Genomic DNA, 15,808 nt, shown 5'->3' with positions numbered 1-15,808 from the left:
GAATGGACAGCGCCCCCGATGCTTTTCGAAACAGCCGTTTGGCGTTGTGACGTCATGATCGTTTCGCACGAAGCAAAAGGTCGAAATCCTTTCTCACCTTTTGCGATGTCTCCTTGAGGTGCGCTTCCAGCACACCGAAATCCGGCAGGTCGGTAACCGCCAGAAGCAGATCCGAAAGCCCCGGCGGAACGTCGTCCCGTTCGAATACGCCGGTGATGCAGAGCCGCGTCATCTGGGTCAGCGCCAGATAAAGCGCATAAGCATCGCAAAGCTCTTGCCTGACCTGGACCTCAGCGAAATCCGGCGCCAGCCTCGACAGGACTTCCGCCGTCCCGGTGATTCGGCGGCCGGCTTCGACCTTTCCCGTGATCACCGCCACCTGCGCGATGAATTCGAGATCGATGAGACCGCCCGGAATCAGCTTGATGTCCCAGAGATCGCGTGGCGGCTTCTCCTTCTCGATCATCGTGCGCATCTCGGACGCCTCGGCCATCACCTTGGCGCTGTCGCGCGGCAGGGCAAGCACCGCCGCCACCTCGGCCTCGGCCTCGGTGCACAGCGTTTGATCGCCACCGATCGCGCGAGCCCTGGACAGCGCCATGTGTTCCCATGTCCAGGCGTCCTTGCGCTGGTACTTCTTAAAGGCATCGACATGGGTCGCCACCGGCCCCTTGTTGCCGGACGGCCGCAAGCGAAGGTCGAGCTCGTAGAGAACGCCCTCGGCGGTCGGCGCGGACACGGCTGATATCAGCCGCTGCGTCATCCTGCTGTAATAGTGGGATGGGGCGAGCGGCTTGTCGCCATCGGATTCTTCGGCATCGGTGTCGTGATCATAGAGCAGAATAAGGTCGACGTCGGAGCCGGCCGTCAATTCGCGACTGCCGAGCTTGCCCATGCCGAGCAGCGCAACGGTGCCGCCGGCGATGCGACCGTGGCGCAGCGCGAACTCGGCGATGACCGCCTGCAGCGCCGCTTCGATGGTGAGATCGGCCAGATCGGAAAAGGCGCGGCCGGCGCGGGCCGGATCGATCGAGCCGGCAAGCAGCCTGACGCCGATCAGGAATTTTTGCTCGGACGCAAAGATGCGCAAGCGGTCGAGCACGTCCTCATAGTCTCTGTCGCCTTCGAGGAAGGCGGCGAGACGGCCGGACAGATAGGCGCGGTCCGGCAGTTCGGTCAAAAGGGCCGGATCAAGCAGGCCGTCAAACACGTGCGGCCGGCGCGTGATGATGGCGGCCAGCCGGGGAGCCGCGCCCATGATCGTCGCCAGCAGCTTCAGCAGAGCCGGATTGGACTGGAGCAGCGAGAAGAGCTGGATGCCGGCGGGCAGGCCGGCGAGGAATTCGTCGAAGCGCATCAACGCCTCGTCCGCCCGGCGCGTCTGACCGAAGGATTGCAGCAGCGCCGGCGTCAGTTCGGTCAGCCGCTCGCGCGCCTCGGCCGACTGGGTGACGCGATAGCGGCCGAAATGCCAGCCGCGGATAACCCGGCAGATGTCGCTCGCCCGCTGAAATCCCAGTCTCTGCAGGGTCTGCAACGTATCGGGGTCATCGACATCGCCGGTAAAGACCAGATTGCCGATGCCGGCCGAAAGCTCGGGCGCGGTTTCGAAAAGCGCTGCGTAGTGACGTTCGACCTGATGGAGTGCGGCGCGGAAGGCCTCGGCAAAGACCGCCGCATCGGCAAGACCGAGCATTCGGGCAATGCGTTCGAGCCCTTCGTCATCTTCCGGCAGTATATGGATCTGCTCGTCGGCGACCATCTGGACGGCATGCTCGACACGGCGCAGGAACCAGTATTGCCGAGCGAGCGCGTCGCGCGCATCGGCCGTAATCCAGCCGCGTGCCGCAAGCTGGCCAAGCATCGGCACGGTCTCGCGGCCGCGCAGCTCGGGGAAGCGACCGCCGGCGATGAGCTGCTGGGTCTGGACGAAGAATTCGATCTCGCGAATGCCGCCGCGGCCGAGCTTGACGTTGTGGCCCTTCACCGCGATCTCGCCGTGGCCCTTGTGGGCGTGGATCTGGCGCTTGATCGAATGGACGTCGGCGATCGCCGCGTAGTCCATGTATTTGCGCCAGATGTAGGGCTGGAGGTCCTTCAGGAACGCAGCACCGGCGGCGAGATCGCCGGCCACCGGACGCGCCTTGATCATGGCCGCGCGCTCCCAGTTCTGGCCGCGCGCCTCGTAGTAGCGCAGTGCCGCCTCGACCGGGATCGCCAGCGGCGTCGAACCGGGATCGGGACGAAGCCTGAGGTCGGTGCGGAAAGCATAGCCGTGTTCGGTGCGGTCCTGGAGAATGCGGACCAGCCGGCGGGTCAGGCGCGAAAACAGCTCCGTCGCATCGAGCGGATCGACGACGGCTGGCGCCTGCGGGTCGAAGAAAACGACGAGGTCGATGTCGGAGGAGAAGTTCAGCTCATGCGCGCCAAGCTTGCCCATGCCGAGCAGGATCCAGCCCGACCGGCGCGCCGGATCCTCGGGGTCCGGAAGTTTGAGCTTGCCCTGTCCGTGCGCGTCGCGAAGCAGGAAGTCGACAGCAGCGCGGGTGCAGGCGTCGGCAAGATCGCTCAGCCGCCGTACTGTGATTGCAGTTTCAGCCTCGCCTGAAAGGTCGGCCAGCGCGATCAGGATATGCGCTTCCGCTTTCCATTGCCGCAGCTCCATCATTAGGCTGTTTTCAGAAATGCCTTCCGCCCGCGCCGCCTTGTCGATCGCGGCGCCGATCGACGCCAACCGGGTCTCGACGGTCTCATCGAAAAGCGCATCAAGGATCTGCGGGCGGCGGCGCACGGTGCCCCGCAGGAATGGCGACAGATCGAACACTGCCGCGAGGAACTCCTGACTGGCGCCCTTGCCGGCGAGAAATTTCGCGAGCCGGGTAAGCCCGTCTTCCTGCGCGGCGGAAGTGATTTCCGACAATTCCCGCCTGGCGCGGTTCTGATCCAGGGGAGCGAGCTTTGCCGCCGGCTTCAAAAGCCAGTTGGTCTGTTCCCCAGCCGCCCTCACCGCCATCAGCGATCCTCCCGTTCGGGAAAACTCATGACGACGGACAATCCGGGATCGGCGGGCAGAAGATCAAGCCGTCCATTGTGGAATGTCATGATTGCCTTGGCGAGGCTGAGGCCCAGGCCGGAACCCGGCTGCGAGCGGCTTCTCTCCAGCCGCACGAAACGCTCGGTTGCCCTGGCGCGATCGGCATCGTCGGGAATGCCCTGGCCGTTGTCTGTGACGGAAAGCCTGATTTCCCTGCCGACGCGATCGAGCGCCACGCGGACGGTCGGCTTGGAGGTCGAATCGGTCGAATATTTTATCGCGTTGTCGACGATGTTCGATAGCGCCTGGCCGATCAGCTCGCGATTGCCCTCGACGGCGAAGCCATCCTGACCCGAGGTCTCGAGTGTCACCCCCGCCTCCTCCGCCACCGGCTCGTAGAGCTCGACGACATCGTGCACGGACGCAGCCAGATCGACCCGGCTGGTGCTTTCGGAGGAATAGCCCGCCTCCAACCTGGAGATCATCAGGATGGCGTTGAAGGTCTTTATCAGCTGGTCGGACTCGGCGATCGTCCCTTCCAGCGCCTGGCGGTAGTCGGTAGTGCTGTGCTTGCCGGAAAGCGTCGCTTCGGCACGGTTGCGCAACCTGGTCAGCGGTGTCTTCAGATCGTGGGCGATGTTGTCGGAGACCTGCTTCAGCCCTTCATTCAGCGTGGCGATCCTGGCCAACATGGAATTGAGGTTTTCCGACAGCCGGTCGAACTCGTCGCCGGCCCCGGTGACCGGCAGCCGGCCGGAGAGGTCACCCCCCATGATACGGCGGCTAGCTTCCGATACGATGTCGATGCGCTTCAGCGCTGCGCGGCCGACAAAGAACCAGATCAGGAGCCCGCCGAGCGCCATCATGCCGAGCGCCAGCATCAAGGCGCGACGGATGACGGCGCGGAACCGCTCAGGCTCGCCGAGATCGCGGCCGACGAGCATGATCATCTGGTTTGGCAGGCGCAGCACCAGCGCGATGGCGTTGTGACCCTTCTCGCCTTCGATCTGGACTTCGCTCTGACTGGGTTCGTTCGGGTCGGCCACCGGGTTGCGTTGCCGCTCGAGCTCGCCCTCGCCGAAGCGCCGGTAGGAAAACGGCTCCGTCGTCCAGCCCTCGGCTTCGAGAACGCCAGGCTCCAGACTCTGAACGTTTCCGGTCAGGATCTGGCCGTTGGTGTCGGCGATCAAATAGAGATTGGCGCCGGGCTGGCGGGAGCGCTGCTCGACCACGCGGACCAGCAGCGGCAAGCCGCCGCGCTGGTAGGCCCGGGCGAGGCCGAGCACTTCGTCGTTGATGGTCTCTTGCGTTTGGCCGGTCAGCATGCGTTCAGACAGCGAAGTCATGTAGAAGACGAGCAGCACCGCGCATATGGCGAACAGCAGGAGATAGAGCGCCGAAAGCCGCGCTGCCGTCGTCTTCATGATGGCCGGCATGGAAAGAGCCATGCTACCCGCTCTTGAGCATATAGCCGGCGCCACGAACCGTGTGCAGGATCGGCTTGTCGAAGCCCTTCTCGATCTTGCCGCGCAGCCGCGAGACGTGAACGTCGATGACGTTGGTCTGCGGATCAAAATGATAGTCCCAGACATTTTCCAGCAGCATGGTGCGCGTCACCACCTGGCCGGCATGGCGCATCAGATATTCCAGCAGGCGGAACTCGCGCGGCTGCAGCGTGATTTCGCGCGCCGCGCGTCGCACCGAATGAGAGAGCCTGTCGAGCTCGAGATCGCCGACCCGGTAGAGGGTTTCGGCTTCCCTGGCGCTGGCGCGCCGGTTCAGCACCTCGACCCGGGCCAGAAGCTCGGAAAAGGCATAGGGCTTGGTCAGATAGTCGTCGCCACCGGCGCGCAAGCCGGTGACCCGGTCGTCGACTTCGCCGAGCGCCGACAGGATCAGCACCGGCGTCGTGTTGCCCCTGGATCTCAGACCGGCGATGACCGACAGGCCGTCGCGGCGCGGCAGCATGCGGTCGACGACCATCACGTCATAGTCGCCGGAGTCAGCGAGCGCGAAGCCGGTTTCGCCGTCGCCGGCGACATGGGCGGTGTGTCCGGCCTCGGTAAAGGCTTTCTGGAGGTAATCGGCCGCTTCGCGATCGTCTTCTATGACGAGAATCTTCATGGGACCGTTATACGCGATTTCGCTGGAAGATTGAGTGGCCGGCATATGTATCGTGGCCTTCATCAGGGCGTTTCGCGAACAAAGTGATTCAAGGATACGCAGTAAGTCTTTGTTTTGGAATGTCGCTGACGCCGAGCCGCCGGCACCCTCGGATCAAACCCGAGGCGGGCTTTTGGGCGACCTGCTTTGTTGTTTGACATGCCGTCATGCTTTGTTCGAGCGGCAGCGGGCTCCCATCGCCCGCTGCCGCTGGGGCGGAACACGATGACTGACTAACTGATGTATTCAAGCCCCGTGCTTTCCCGTGCGGCGGCTCGGGGGTGTTTGAAACCGCCGCACCGGAAAAGTTTGGACCTCAGCCCTTGGCGACAGGCAGCGCGACGAAGCGGTTGCTATCGTCGCGGGTGATCTGCATCAGCACCGCCTTGCGGCCCGACTTCACCGCATCGGCCATGGCCTTGGCGACGTCGTCGGTGCCATTGACCTCCGTCGAATTGACCGAGGTGATGACGTCGCCGGGCTGGATGCCGCGATCGGCGGCATCGCTGTCGGGATCGACATCGGTTACCACAAGCCCTTTGCCATCGTCGGACCTGGTGACGGTGAGACCGAGATCGGCCAGCGTATCGGCCTTTGCCGGAGCGGAAGGCTGCTGGTCGGCCGAAGCCTGCTTGTCGCTCGAAGGCAGCGTGCCGAGATCAACCTGGACGGTCTCACTCCTGCCGTCACGCCACAGCGTGACGTCGACGGGCTTGCCGGGCTGGTAGGCGCCGATCAGACGGGCGAGTTCCTTTGGCGAAGCGACGTCCTTGCCGTCCACCTGAGTGATGACGTCACCGGCGGTGATGCCGGCCTTCTTGCCGGGACCATCCTCCTGCGCGCTGGAAACGAGCGCACCCTTATCGGACTTCAGCCCGAGCGATTCGGCGATTTCCGAGGTGACCGGCTGGATCTCGACGCCAAGCCAGCCGCGCTGGACGGTGCCGTCCTTCATCAGATCCTGCACGACCTGTTTGGCCGTCGAGGCGGGAATGTCGAAGGCAATGCCCACGCTGCCGCCGGACGGCGAGAAGATCGCGGTGTTGATGCCGACAACCTGACCGGCGAGGTTGAAGGTCGGGCCGCCCGAATTGCCGCGGTTCACCGAGGCGTCGATCTGGATGAAGTCGTCATAGGGGCCGGCGCCGATATCGCGGCCACGGGCCGAGACGATGCCGGCGGTGACCGTGCCGCCGAGGCCGAACGGATTGCCGACGGCCACGACCCAGTCGCCGACGCGAACCTTGGAATCGTCGGCGAAGTCGACATAGGTGAACTTGCCGTCGCCTTCGACCTTGAGCACAGCGAGGTCGGTGCGCGGATCTGTGCCGACCAGCTTGGCGTCGAGTTCCTTGCCGTCATGCATCACCACCGTGAAGGACGAGCCGTCTCCGACGACATGGTTGTTGGTGACGAGGTAGCCATCCTCGGAGATGAAGAAACCGGAACCCTGGGCGACCGGCCGCGGCTGGCGGTCACGGCGTTCGAAACGCCGCATTCCATCCCGGCCATCCTGATCGCCAAAGCCACGGAACTCCCTGAAGAAGCGGCGCAATTGCGGATCGTCGGGAAGATTGCCGAAGGCGTCGGGCAGGTCGGAGCCGTCGTCGGCGGTCGTTTCTATCTTGGCTTTGACGCGGACACTGACGACCGCCGGCGAAACGCGCTCGACCACGTCGGCGAAGCTCGGGACCTGCGGTGCCTCGACACGCACCGCCTCGGCCAGGACCGGGGCTGTCCCGGTGGCAACCGCGCCGAAGCCGATCGCGCCGGCAATGGCCACTGAAGCGGCGGCAGCCAACAGGCGTTTGCGGGTGCGGGGATTTGAATTGGGGGCAATATTCATGGGTCTCGTATCCTCTTTCAAGGGATGCGCTTCGGTCGGCATCCTCGGGCAAGAGAAATAGGGGCGCGCACATTACGGCGCCATTTCCGGTGCATGAAACTTTTGTAATGTTTGCGGGCGGCCGCCGCCTTCAGTCCCGGTGCAAAATAGTGTCCAGCTCCGCCTGCTCCTCGGCGGTCAACGCATTGGTTGCCGTCGAACGGCGCGACCGGGCGGTCAATACTATGAAAATCCCGCCGGCAAAGAGCAGAAACACCGGCGTACCCCACAACAGCGCATTGCGCAGGCTGAAGCGCGGCTTCAACAGCACGAACTCGCCGTAGCGGGAAACGATGTAGTCTATCACCTGCCGGTCGGTGTCGCCGGCGACGAGGCGCTGGCGCACCAGCACGCGCAGGTCGCGGGCAAGGTCGGCATCGGATTCGTCGATCGACTGGTTCTGGCAAACCATGCAGCGCAGCTGCTCCGAAAGCGTCCGCGCCCGCGCCTCGAGCGCCGGGTCGGCCAGAACCTCGTCGGGCTTCACCGCAAGTGCGGCGCCGGCAAACAACAGCGTCAGCAGCAAGGCTAAGGAGGCCAGTGAAAATCTTGCGGTCATAGCAGGCTCGCGGAAGGTACGGCGCCCGCCGACTTGCGACGGCGGGACGGTGCCCCGACGCGCAGGCGCCGGTCCATGAGCGACATTGCGGCACCCGCCATCATGACAAGGCCGCCACCCCAGATCAGCGTCACCAGCGGCTTCCACCACAGCCGCACCACGACGGAACCGTCGGTCCCCTCGTCGCCAAGCGAGAGATAGAGCTGGCTGAAACCGATCGTCTTGATACCGGACTCGGTCGTCGTCATCTGTCGGACCGGATAGGAGCGCTTGGCGGAGGTGATTACAGCGGTAGTGCTTCCATCGGCGCCGAGCAGAGCGAAGCGGCCGCGATCCTCGCTATAGTTAGGTCCCTGGGCCGGATAGAGCCCTTCGAAACGCAGCATGTGGCCGGACAGTTGCACGGTCTCGCCAGCATGCATCGACAAGATCTTCTCGGTGCCGAAGCAAAGCGTGCCGACGATGCCCAGCGTCGTCAGCCCGAGGCCAAGATGGGCGAGTGCGGTGCCGAAGACCGAACGCGGCAGGCCGGCGAAGCGCCTGAGCATGACGCCGGGCGCGACAGTGCCGAAGCCGGACTTGACGGCAATATCGGTGAGCGCGCCGCAGATCAGCCAGAAGGCCAGGCCGACGCCAAGTGCCGCGAACACCGAGGCGCCATCGATGAACAAGGCCGTTACCAGCACGGCCAGAAGCCCTGCGGCGAAGGCCGCCATCAGGCGCTGGGCGACGGCGAAGATGTCGCCGCGCTTCCAGGCCAGCAGTGGTCCGAACGGGACCACGACCAATAGCGGCACCATCAGCGGTCCGAATGTCAGGTTGAAGAACGGCGCGCCGACCGAAATTTTATCGGCTGAAACGGCCTCGACCGCCAACGGATACAATGTGCCGATCAGCACGGTGGCAGTGGCCGTGGTCAGGAACAGGTTGTTGAGGACCAGCGCTCCTTCGCGCGAGATCGGATGAAACAGGCCGCCGGCCGTCAACCTCGAGGCGCGCAGGGCGAACAACGCCAACGATCCGCCGATGAACAGTGTCAGGATGCAGAGAATGAACACGCCTCGCGTCGGATCGGTGGCGAAGGCGTGGACGGAAGTGAGCACGCCTGAGCGCACCAGGAAGGTGCCGAGCAGCGACAGCGAGAAGGTCAGGATCGCCAGCAACAGTGTCCATATCTTCAGGGCCGAGCGCTTTTCCATGACGATCGCCGAATGGAGCAGCGCCGTGCCCCCCAGCCAAGGCATGAAGGAGGCGTTCTCGACCGGATCCCAGAACCAGAAACCACCCCAGCCAAGTTCGTAATAGGCCCAGTAGGAACCCATGGCGATGCCGCCGGTCAGGAACATCCAGGCGACCAGCGTCCATGGCCGCACCCAGCGGGCCCACGACGCGTCGATGCGGCCTTCGATGAGGGCGGCGACCGAGAAGGAAAAGCAAATCGAGAAGCCGACATAGCCGAGATAGAGCAGCGGCGGATGGATGGCGAGGCCGAGATCCTGCAGGATCGGATTGAGATCGCGGCCCTCGATCGGCGCCGGATTGAGCCTGGCGAACGGGTTTGATGTCGCCAGGATGAACAGGAAAAAGGTGGCGCCGATCGCCCCTTGCACGGCCAGCACATTGGCTCGAAGGGTCGCGGGAAGATTGCGGCCGAAAGCCGCGACGAGGGCGCCGAAAAAGGTCAGGATCAGCACCCAGAGCAGCATCGAGCCCTCGTGATTGCCCCAAGTGCCGGTGATCTTGTAGATCAGCGGCTGCAGCGAATGCGAGTTGTCCCAGACGTTGGCCACCGAAAAATCGGACGTCGCATAGGCTATGGCCAGCGCCGCGAAGGACAGAGCGGTCAAGGTAAAGCCGGTCACCGCGACCGGACCGCCGACGGCCATCATCTTCTGGTTGTTCATGCGCGCGCCGAACATCGGCACCAGCGTCTGCACCAAAGACAGCGCGAACGCCAGGACCAGCGCGAAATGTCCGGTTTCAACCATTGTGGCGCCCGCCAGGTTTTTGTTTTGCCACAGGTTCTTGCCGCAAAACCGTGAGACACTTTTGCGGAACCTGCCTAGTCACTCTTGCTCTCCTGCCACACGCCCTTGGACTTGAGGCCGTCGGCCACCTCCTTGGGCATGTAGTTCTCGTCGTGCTTGGCCAGCACGCTGTCGGCGACGAAGACGCCGTCCGGGCGAAACGTGCCTTCTGTGATGACGCCCTGCTCCTCACGAAAAAGGTCGGGAAGAATGCCGGTGTAGGTGACCTTGACCTGCTTCTGGTTGTCGGTCACCGAAAAAGCGACGGTAGCCCCCTGACCGCGCTCGATCGTGCCTTTTTCGACGAGGCCGCCGAGCCTGATACGCTGCCCAGGCTGCAGGCTGGCGGTGGTCAGATCGGCGGGCATGTAAAAGTAGGAGGCCTTCTGGCCGAGCGCGTAGAAGGTCAGGCCGGTGGCGGCACCGAGGAAGGCCAACCCTCCGGCGATCACCGACAGTCTTTTCTGCTTGCGCGTCATGTTTTACTCCGTCGCCGTCAGGCCGAGCGAGACGGCAAAGGCGGTGAATTTCTTCGCTTCCTCACTATCTGAGCCAAAAACGGCGATACCGCGATTGAGCGCGTCGCGTGCTTGATCGGCCTTGCCCAGCACGACATAGGAACGAATAAGCTGCATCCATCCTTCCGCATCGCGCGGGTTTTGGCGAAGTCTTTCATCAAGTCCCGCAACCATGGTGTTGATCATCGCCTCCCTGTCCTGCGGCGACATCGACGAGGCGGCATCGACATCCCCGGCGTCCGGGCCTTTTGCAGGCTCTCCCGAAGCGACGGTCCGCTTGGCGGATTCGGCCAGCGCCTGCTCGACGGCGCCGCGCCATGGCGAGTCCTGCGGCAAGGCCGCTAGCATTTTCTGCCAGGCCGCTGTCGCCTCCTCAATGCGGCCTTCCTGCGCCATGCCCATCGCCAGATAAAAGCTGGCCTTCGGATTTGCCGGATCGAGCTTCAGCGCCGCCTCGAAAGCGGCCTGAGCGTCGGCCGAGACAATGCCGCCCGCTGCGCTGGCAATCGCCTCGCCGAGGCCGGCCTGGCGGGCGGCGCTGTCGCCGTCGAGGCGAATGGCGTTGCGATAGGCCGTCACTGCATCCGAGAACCGCTGCATGCGCAGATAGACCGGCGCCAGAACATCCCAACCCCTGCCATCGGACGGATTGGCGGCAAGGTGGGACTCGGCGCGTGCCACCAGCTCGTCCACCGAACTATCGGCGGGATTCTTGGCCAGCCGCTCGCTGAGCGGCTGCGACGGCAGATCGGGCGAGCCCAGCTGGCTGTACAAGCCCCAACTGACCAGCGGAACCGCCAGGACCGCAGCCGTCGCAACCAGCCTGATCGCCATCGACGGCTGCCGCGCCGCTGCCTTGTCAGCCGGATCGGCATTGTCCAGGCGAAGGATGCGGCGAGCGATTTCGGCACGCGCCTCTTCGGCCTCCGCCGGCTGGATCAGGCCACGCGCCACGTCCAGGTCAAGCTCTGACAACTGGTCGCGATAGACTTCAAGGTCATGATCGCTGCTCGCCGAACCACTCTTCGAGCCGCTGGCCAGCGGTATCAGAACCGCCAGGCTTGCACCCAGCGTGAGAATGGCAGCTATGACCCAGAACAGCATGCTTATTCCAATAACGGCAGAGCCCTCCCCTGCCAACACAGGGGTCCTGCGACGCTTTGACGGCAGGAGCGTCGCATGTCCTTGATTGATGTCAACCGGAGCATTCGGCCGGTCGTTATGTCAGTGGCGTCCAGCTGCCATCGGCGTTGCGGCAAGCGGTTCCGCGCGCGGTGGTGCCGGCGGCGCCGGTAAAGACTGTATGGGTGTATTGCCGGCAGTCCTGCGAGCCGACACGATAGGGCTGGGCGGGCACGACTTCACCGTAAAGCGCCGACCGATCGCTTTTCCACCTCACCTTCTGGCCGCTCGCCGTGTACTCCAGCGCCCTGTATTCCGCCTCCAGCGCCTTGCGCTTTTCGGGATCGCTCAAGCCGGTACCGATCGATCCGCTGACGAGGCCGCCCCCCATGGCGGAAATGATCGTCGTCGCGATCTTGCCGTCACTTTGCGGCGTGGCGGCCGGCTGCGGCGCCACCGTGGAGCCAGGGCTCCTGCCCAGCGTCGTGCAGCCGGAAACGGCCAGCAGTGCGGAAACGAGCGCGACGCGAATCTTCATGCCAACAACCAGTTTTCTTGAGTTAGAGCTGGGCCGCGCCATCGGGGGAAGTCGGCGTGGCCATAGTGTCGATGTTTGTCGGAAATTTGGCCGCGGCCGACGGCTCCGGGACCAGTCGACATGCCGCAATATCACGCACGGTCGATCAATGTCGACTAGCCCAGCAAAAGCATAAGTCTAGTGAAGGCTCCGCAATCGAACCACCGCCTTTAACCCGCCCATGCTCGACCGTTCCAGAGCCAGAACGCCTCCATACTCGTTGACCAGGTCGGCGACAATGGCAAGTCCAAGCCCGGTCCCCGGCTTTGTCTCGTCGAGCCGCCGTCCGCGCTTCAGCGCCTCGCGCGCCTTGTCTTCGGGAATGCCCGGGCCGTCATCTTCGATGCTGATCTCGAACAGATCGACAGCACCCTCGTTGCCGACGCCACTCTTCTTGCCGGAGATCGGCGCCACCGACACGGCGACCGCGCTCTTTGCCCATTTCATGGCGTTGTCGAGCAGATTGCCAAGCAATTCTTCCAAATCCTCGCGTTCGCCGGCAAAGACGATATCGACTGCGGGCAGCGACAGCGAGAGAGCGGTCTGCGGGTTGAGTTTTTGCAGCACGCGTACCATGCGCTGGACCAGCGGCGCCACCGGCGTGCGGTAGACGACGCTGTCGCGCTGTGCCGCAACGCGGGCGCGCTGCAGATAATGGTCAACCTGCTTCTGCATCGACGCGGCCTGCTCGGCTATGAGCTGGCCCTTGGCGCCGCCGAGCGCCCGCCCCTCATTGATCAGCACCGCCAGCGGCGTCTTCAGCGAATGGGCGAGGTTGCCGACCTGCGTCCGTGAGCGCTCGACAATACGCTTGTTGTTTTCGATCAGCGCGTTGGTCTCGTTGGCGAGCGGCTCGATCTCGGCCGGGAAGCGACCGTCGAGCCTTTGCGCGGTTCCTTCGCGCACCATAGCGAGAGCGTTCCTGACCCGGCGCAATGGCTGCAGGCCCATCAGGATCGCGATGGCGTTGATGGCGATCATGCCGACGCCGAACAGGGAAAGATAGGTCAGCAGGCGACGCTGGAAGGCGCCTATTTCCTGCTCGAGCTCGGTCTTGTTGCCCATGACACGGAAGCGCGCTGCGCGATTTTTCGCGTCGAGAACGAATTCGCTCTCGAACACTTCCAGTTCCTCGCCATCGATGCCTTCTGTCGCATAGCTGCGCTGGAAGCTGGCATTGAAAGGAACCTCGGCGACGCTTGGCGACAGGATCGCCTCGGTCATCGAGGAGGAGTGCAGCTCACCGCGTACGCCTTCCGACGCAGGCTCCACCGACCAGTACCAGCCGGAATTCGGCTCCGAGAACCGGAGGTCGCCAAGGTCGGGAGCGCCGGTCAGTGAACCGCCTTCGGACACGCCGACCGAGCCGATCAGATTGAACAGATGCGCCGACAGCAGGCTGTCGAAACCGCGCTCGCTCGCCTGGCGATAGAGGGTCGTGATCAGCGTGAAGATGACAATCAGGGTGAGTATCGCCCAGACCGTGGAAAAGGCAATCACCCGGAACGCCAGCGAACGCGGCCAGAACCGCAGTGAAAGCGGCGTTCTTGCAGTCTGTTTGAGCGGTTCCGCCTTACGCCTCCGGCTCACGCATTCGATAGCCCATGCCGCGAACGGTTTCTATCATGTCGATGCCCATCTTCTTGCGAAGCCGCCCGACAAAGACCTCGATTGTATTGGAATCGCGGTCAAAATCCTGATCGTAAAGATGCTCGACCAGTTCGGTCCGGGACACGACCTCGCCCACATGGTGCATCAAATAGGCAAGCAGGCGAAATTCGTGCGACGTCAGCTTCAGCGGCACGCCGTCGACATCGGCCTTGGAGGCCTTGGTGTCGAGCCGCAACGGCCCGCAGGTCAACTCGGACGACGCATGGCCGGCCGCGCGCCGGATCAGCGCTCGGACCCTGGCCAGCACCTCTTCGATGTGGAACGGCTTGGTGACATAATCGTCGGCGCCGGCGTCGATGCCGGATACCTTGTCGCTCCAGCGATCGCGCGCCGTCAGAATCAGGATCGGCATCTTGCGGCCGCCGCGCCGCCAGCGCTCGACCACGCTGATGCCGTCCATCTGCGGCAAGCCAATGTCGAGCACGACGGCATCATAGGGTTCGGTGTCGCCGAGGAAATGTCCTTCCTCACCGTCGAAAGCCCGGTCGACGACATAGCCGGCATCGACCAGGGCGTCCGATATCTGCCGGTTGAGATCCTTGTCATCTTCGACAACGAGTACGCGCATGCGGGGATCATACCTGTTGAAGAACTGGCCTGTTGAAGAGCTGCCCTGTTTGAGAAGCTGCCCTGTCGAGAAACTGGGCGTCAGATATAGGCCGATTCCAGCGCCTGGGAAACGGCAGGGATCAGTTCAGCGGAACGACGATCTCGGTCCGGCGCGGACGCTGCCCGTCCTTGCCCGGGACCAGCACGACGATGACGCAGACCGGCTGGCCACCGCGCGTCGACTGCGACGCCTTGGCCAGCGTGCCGCCATTCTGCTCGGCAACCTGCTGACCGATCGCGTAGCAGTCGGAGGCAGCCAGGACGATCGGCCCGTTCTGCTCGGGCACGACGACCGGCAGCGCCGTCGCCTGCGACGCAAACAGACCGGCAGCGCAGAGCGCCAGTGTCGCGGTTCGGAAATGGGAGCGAAGCGTTTTCATGATCAGCGTCCTAACGCATCGGTGCTGAACGTGAAATGAACAGTGAACGCCTGCAACACATGCCTATCTCACCCCCCTGAAACGCGAGACAACCGACCCTATGATTCGCCGCCCCAACCCGGCAAACTCATCCAAGTGCCAGTCTAGACTGTGTTGCAGCCATATTGAAAGCGCGTCAGGCGTTTTCTTCAGTCACGGCGCGAAAGCGCAGCAGCCCGTGACAGGCTGAAAGATCCTCGTCGTAACGGTTCTCGGTGAATTCGAGCCTGAGATTGGCGCGGTGATGTTCGTCGAGCGCGAGCGCCGCATCCTGGAGGCGTGTGCTGACTAGGTCCATCGCATCGAGCATTTCTTTCCTGGCCTCGGACTTCGACCAGAAATGCAGCGTGAAAAGCTGCTCGGCATCGTTCTCCATGCCTGTTGTCCAGTCGTAGACGCTGGTCCGGCCGTAGGTGACATAGGGAAACGGGACATTTTCCGGGGAATGGTCGAATAGTTTTGCGCCGCCCAAGGCCGCTGACAGAAAACCGTCACCGTTCAGTGCTTCGAACAAGGCCTTCTGGAACGCGGCAGCCGGCGCGGTCATTGTGTTCTCCCCTCGCCCGTCACGGCTGAACAGGCCTTTGTGCCGTCAGCGATTCCTGCTTGCAACGTAGCCGCATTGAAGTTCTGGCGCCAGATCACGGGATTTCCAAGGCCCCGATCGCGCGGACCGTCGGAATTATCGAAAATCGGCTGCGGTCAGCACATACATGCTCTTGCCCGTACGGGCATAAGCATTCCTTGCGACGTCATGTATGGGACCGACGGCCGAATCGAAAGCGGCGAGATATGTGGCTTCGGCTGTCGCCGTCCCCGGCGGTGCCGTCGAGATGGCGGCTGCATCGACAAAGAAAGAAATCTGGGACATGCCGTCATAGCCGACGAAGCGGATCCGTCGGCTCGCCTCGTCGTAGCTTCGGCTTAGGTTTGGAAATGTCAGGCTCATGACTTCACTGCAGTTAAGCGGCTCCTGCCTTCTTGACTGCCGCCCGCTTTTTCTTGGGAGCGACGGGATTGAGGGCTTCCGCCGCGCGGTCGGCCTCTTCCTTGGCCAGCCGCAGCGCCCGCAACTTTTGAGTCTTAATGGTCCTGGCCTTGGCCTCGGAGACATATTCGGCCGTAGCCTGGTTTCGCTCCGCAGTTTTCTTTTGCTTCTCCATGAAGCGCGCTTCAGCCTTTTCCGTGATACTTTGATTGAATTCCGCCATCGATAAAATATCC

General features: G+C 63.4%; 15 protein-coding genes. All 15 read right to left on the bottom strand.

All coding sequences use genetic code 11. From position 1 onward, the window contains the following. Positions 1–52: 52 nt before the first annotated feature. Entirely contained in the window at positions 53–3,013 is a 2,961-nt protein-coding gene (locus ACWUKX_RS26600; RefSeq protein ID WP_456009721.1) for a bifunctional [glutamine synthetase] adenylyltransferase/[glutamine synthetase]-adenylyl-L-tyrosine phosphorylase, read from the bottom strand. Continuing rightward, complete coding sequence (locus tag ACWUKX_RS26595; protein WP_456009720.1) at positions 3,013–4,482, bottom strand: ATP-binding protein; 1,470 nt, start codon at positions 4,480–4,482, stop codon at positions 3,013–3,015. Before ACWUKX_RS26595 ends, ACWUKX_RS26600 begins: the two co-directional genes overlap by 1 nt. A gap of 1 nt (position 4,483) precedes the next feature. Continuing rightward, positions 4,484–5,158, bottom strand: a complete 675-nt coding sequence (locus ACWUKX_RS26590; RefSeq protein ID WP_029354580.1) for a response regulator transcription factor — start codon at positions 5,156–5,158, stop codon at positions 4,484–4,486. Between the two features lie 355 nt (positions 5,159–5,513). Next, positions 5,514–7,043, bottom strand: a complete 1,530-nt coding sequence (locus ACWUKX_RS26585) for a Do family serine endopeptidase (protein WP_456009719.1) — start codon at positions 7,041–7,043, stop codon at positions 5,514–5,516. A gap of 130 nt (positions 7,044–7,173) precedes the next feature. Continuing rightward, positions 7,174–7,641, bottom strand: a complete 468-nt coding sequence (locus tag ACWUKX_RS26580; RefSeq protein WP_456009718.1) for a cytochrome c-type biogenesis protein — start codon at positions 7,639–7,641, stop codon at positions 7,174–7,176. Continuing rightward, on the bottom strand, positions 7,638–9,629 hold the full coding sequence (locus tag ACWUKX_RS26575; RefSeq protein WP_456009717.1) for a heme lyase CcmF/NrfE family subunit: 1,992 nt from the start codon (positions 9,627–9,629) through the stop codon (positions 7,638–7,640). The genes ACWUKX_RS26580 and ACWUKX_RS26575 overlap by 4 nt, the downstream gene beginning before the upstream one ends. 74 nt (positions 9,630–9,703) lie before the next feature. Continuing rightward, positions 9,704–10,147 (bottom strand): cytochrome c maturation protein CcmE, encoded by a 444-nt coding sequence (ccmE, locus tag ACWUKX_RS26570; protein ID WP_065010432.1) that lies wholly within the window; start codon positions 10,145–10,147, stop codon positions 9,704–9,706. A gap of 3 nt (positions 10,148–10,150) precedes the next feature. Then, a complete protein-coding gene (gene ccmI / locus ACWUKX_RS26565) occupies positions 10,151–11,290 on the bottom strand; it encodes a c-type cytochrome biogenesis protein CcmI (RefSeq protein ID WP_456009716.1) in 1,140 nt (379 codons plus the stop codon). A gap of 115 nt (positions 11,291–11,405) precedes the next feature. Further along, positions 11,406–11,846, bottom strand: coding sequence for a hypothetical protein (locus tag ACWUKX_RS26560; protein WP_456009715.1), 441 nt, complete (start codon positions 11,844–11,846; stop codon positions 11,406–11,408). A gap of 177 nt (positions 11,847–12,023) precedes the next feature. Next, positions 12,024–13,475: an ATP-binding protein gene (locus ACWUKX_RS26555; RefSeq protein ID WP_456009714.1), complete on the bottom strand. Its 1,452-nt coding sequence runs from the start codon at positions 13,473–13,475 to the stop codon at positions 12,024–12,026. Continuing rightward, the gene (locus ACWUKX_RS26550; protein WP_456009713.1) at positions 13,459–14,124 is read right to left on the bottom strand and encodes a response regulator transcription factor; all 666 of its coding nucleotides are present in this window, start codon (positions 14,122–14,124) and stop codon (positions 13,459–13,461) included. The genes ACWUKX_RS26555 and ACWUKX_RS26550 overlap by 17 nt, the downstream gene beginning before the upstream one ends. Before the next feature lie 121 nt (positions 14,125–14,245). Then, entirely contained in the window at positions 14,246–14,545 is a 300-nt protein-coding gene (locus ACWUKX_RS26545; RefSeq protein WP_456009712.1) for a hypothetical protein, read from the bottom strand. A gap of 175 nt (positions 14,546–14,720) precedes the next feature. After that, complete coding sequence (locus ACWUKX_RS26540; protein ID WP_456009711.1) at positions 14,721–15,131, bottom strand: DUF3168 domain-containing protein; 411 nt, start codon at positions 15,129–15,131, stop codon at positions 14,721–14,723. Between the two features lie 135 nt (positions 15,132–15,266). Then, the gene (locus ACWUKX_RS26535) at positions 15,267–15,533 is read right to left on the bottom strand and encodes a DUF1488 family protein (protein WP_127313587.1); all 267 of its coding nucleotides are present in this window, start codon (positions 15,531–15,533) and stop codon (positions 15,267–15,269) included. A gap of 13 nt (positions 15,534–15,546) precedes the next feature. Further along, positions 15,547–15,795 (bottom strand): hypothetical protein, encoded by a 249-nt coding sequence (locus tag ACWUKX_RS26530; RefSeq protein ID WP_029354601.1) that lies wholly within the window; start codon positions 15,793–15,795, stop codon positions 15,547–15,549. Positions 15,796–15,808: the final 13 nt, after the last annotated feature.

Source organism: Mesorhizobium sp. f-mel (assembly GCF_053850215.1).
Note: the sequence above shows the minus strand (reverse complement) of the source record. Positions and strands in the feature narration are given on the sequence as shown.

Excerpts from the sequence above, each read along its gene's own strand:
- ACWUKX_RS26600 (WP_456009721.1), bottom strand. The coding sequence starts at position 3,013 with ATGGCGGTGAGGGCGGCTGGGGAACAGACCAACTGGCTTTTGAAGCCG.
- ACWUKX_RS26595 (WP_456009720.1), bottom strand. The coding sequence starts at position 4,482 with ATGGCTCTTTCCATGCCGGCCATCATGAAGACGACGGCAGCGCGGCTT.
- ACWUKX_RS26590 (WP_029354580.1), bottom strand. The coding sequence starts at position 5,158 with ATGAAGATTCTCGTCATAGAAGACGATCGCGAAGCGGCCGATTACCTC.
- ACWUKX_RS26585 (WP_456009719.1), bottom strand. The coding sequence starts at position 7,043 with ATGAATATTGCCCCCAATTCAAATCCCCGCACCCGCAAACGCCTGTTG.
- ACWUKX_RS26580 (WP_456009718.1), bottom strand. The coding sequence starts at position 7,641 with ATGACCGCAAGATTTTCACTGGCCTCCTTAGCCTTGCTGCTGACGCTG.
- ACWUKX_RS26575 (WP_456009717.1), bottom strand. The coding sequence starts at position 9,629 with ATGGTTGAAACCGGACATTTCGCGCTGGTCCTGGCGTTCGCGCTGTCT.
- ccmE (WP_065010432.1), bottom strand. The coding sequence starts at position 10,147 with ATGACGCGCAAGCAGAAAAGACTGTCGGTGATCGCCGGAGGGTTGGCC.
- ccmI (WP_456009716.1), bottom strand. The coding sequence starts at position 11,290 with ATGCTGTTCTGGGTCATAGCTGCCATTCTCACGCTGGGTGCAAGCCTG.
- ACWUKX_RS26560 (WP_456009715.1), bottom strand. The coding sequence starts at position 11,846 with ATGAAGATTCGCGTCGCGCTCGTTTCCGCACTGCTGGCCGTTTCCGGC.
- ACWUKX_RS26550 (WP_456009713.1), bottom strand. The coding sequence starts at position 14,124 with ATGCGCGTACTCGTTGTCGAAGATGACAAGGATCTCAACCGGCAGATA.
- ACWUKX_RS26545 (WP_456009712.1), bottom strand. The coding sequence starts at position 14,545 with ATGAAAACGCTTCGCTCCCATTTCCGAACCGCGACACTGGCGCTCTGC.
- ACWUKX_RS26540 (WP_456009711.1), bottom strand. The coding sequence starts at position 15,131 with ATGACCGCGCCGGCTGCCGCGTTCCAGAAGGCCTTGTTCGAAGCACTG.
- ACWUKX_RS26535 (WP_127313587.1), bottom strand. The coding sequence starts at position 15,533 with ATGAGCCTGACATTTCCAAACCTAAGCCGAAGCTACGACGAGGCGAGC.
- ACWUKX_RS26530 (WP_029354601.1), bottom strand. The coding sequence starts at position 15,795 with ATGGCGGAATTCAATCAAAGTATCACGGAAAAGGCTGAAGCGCGCTTC.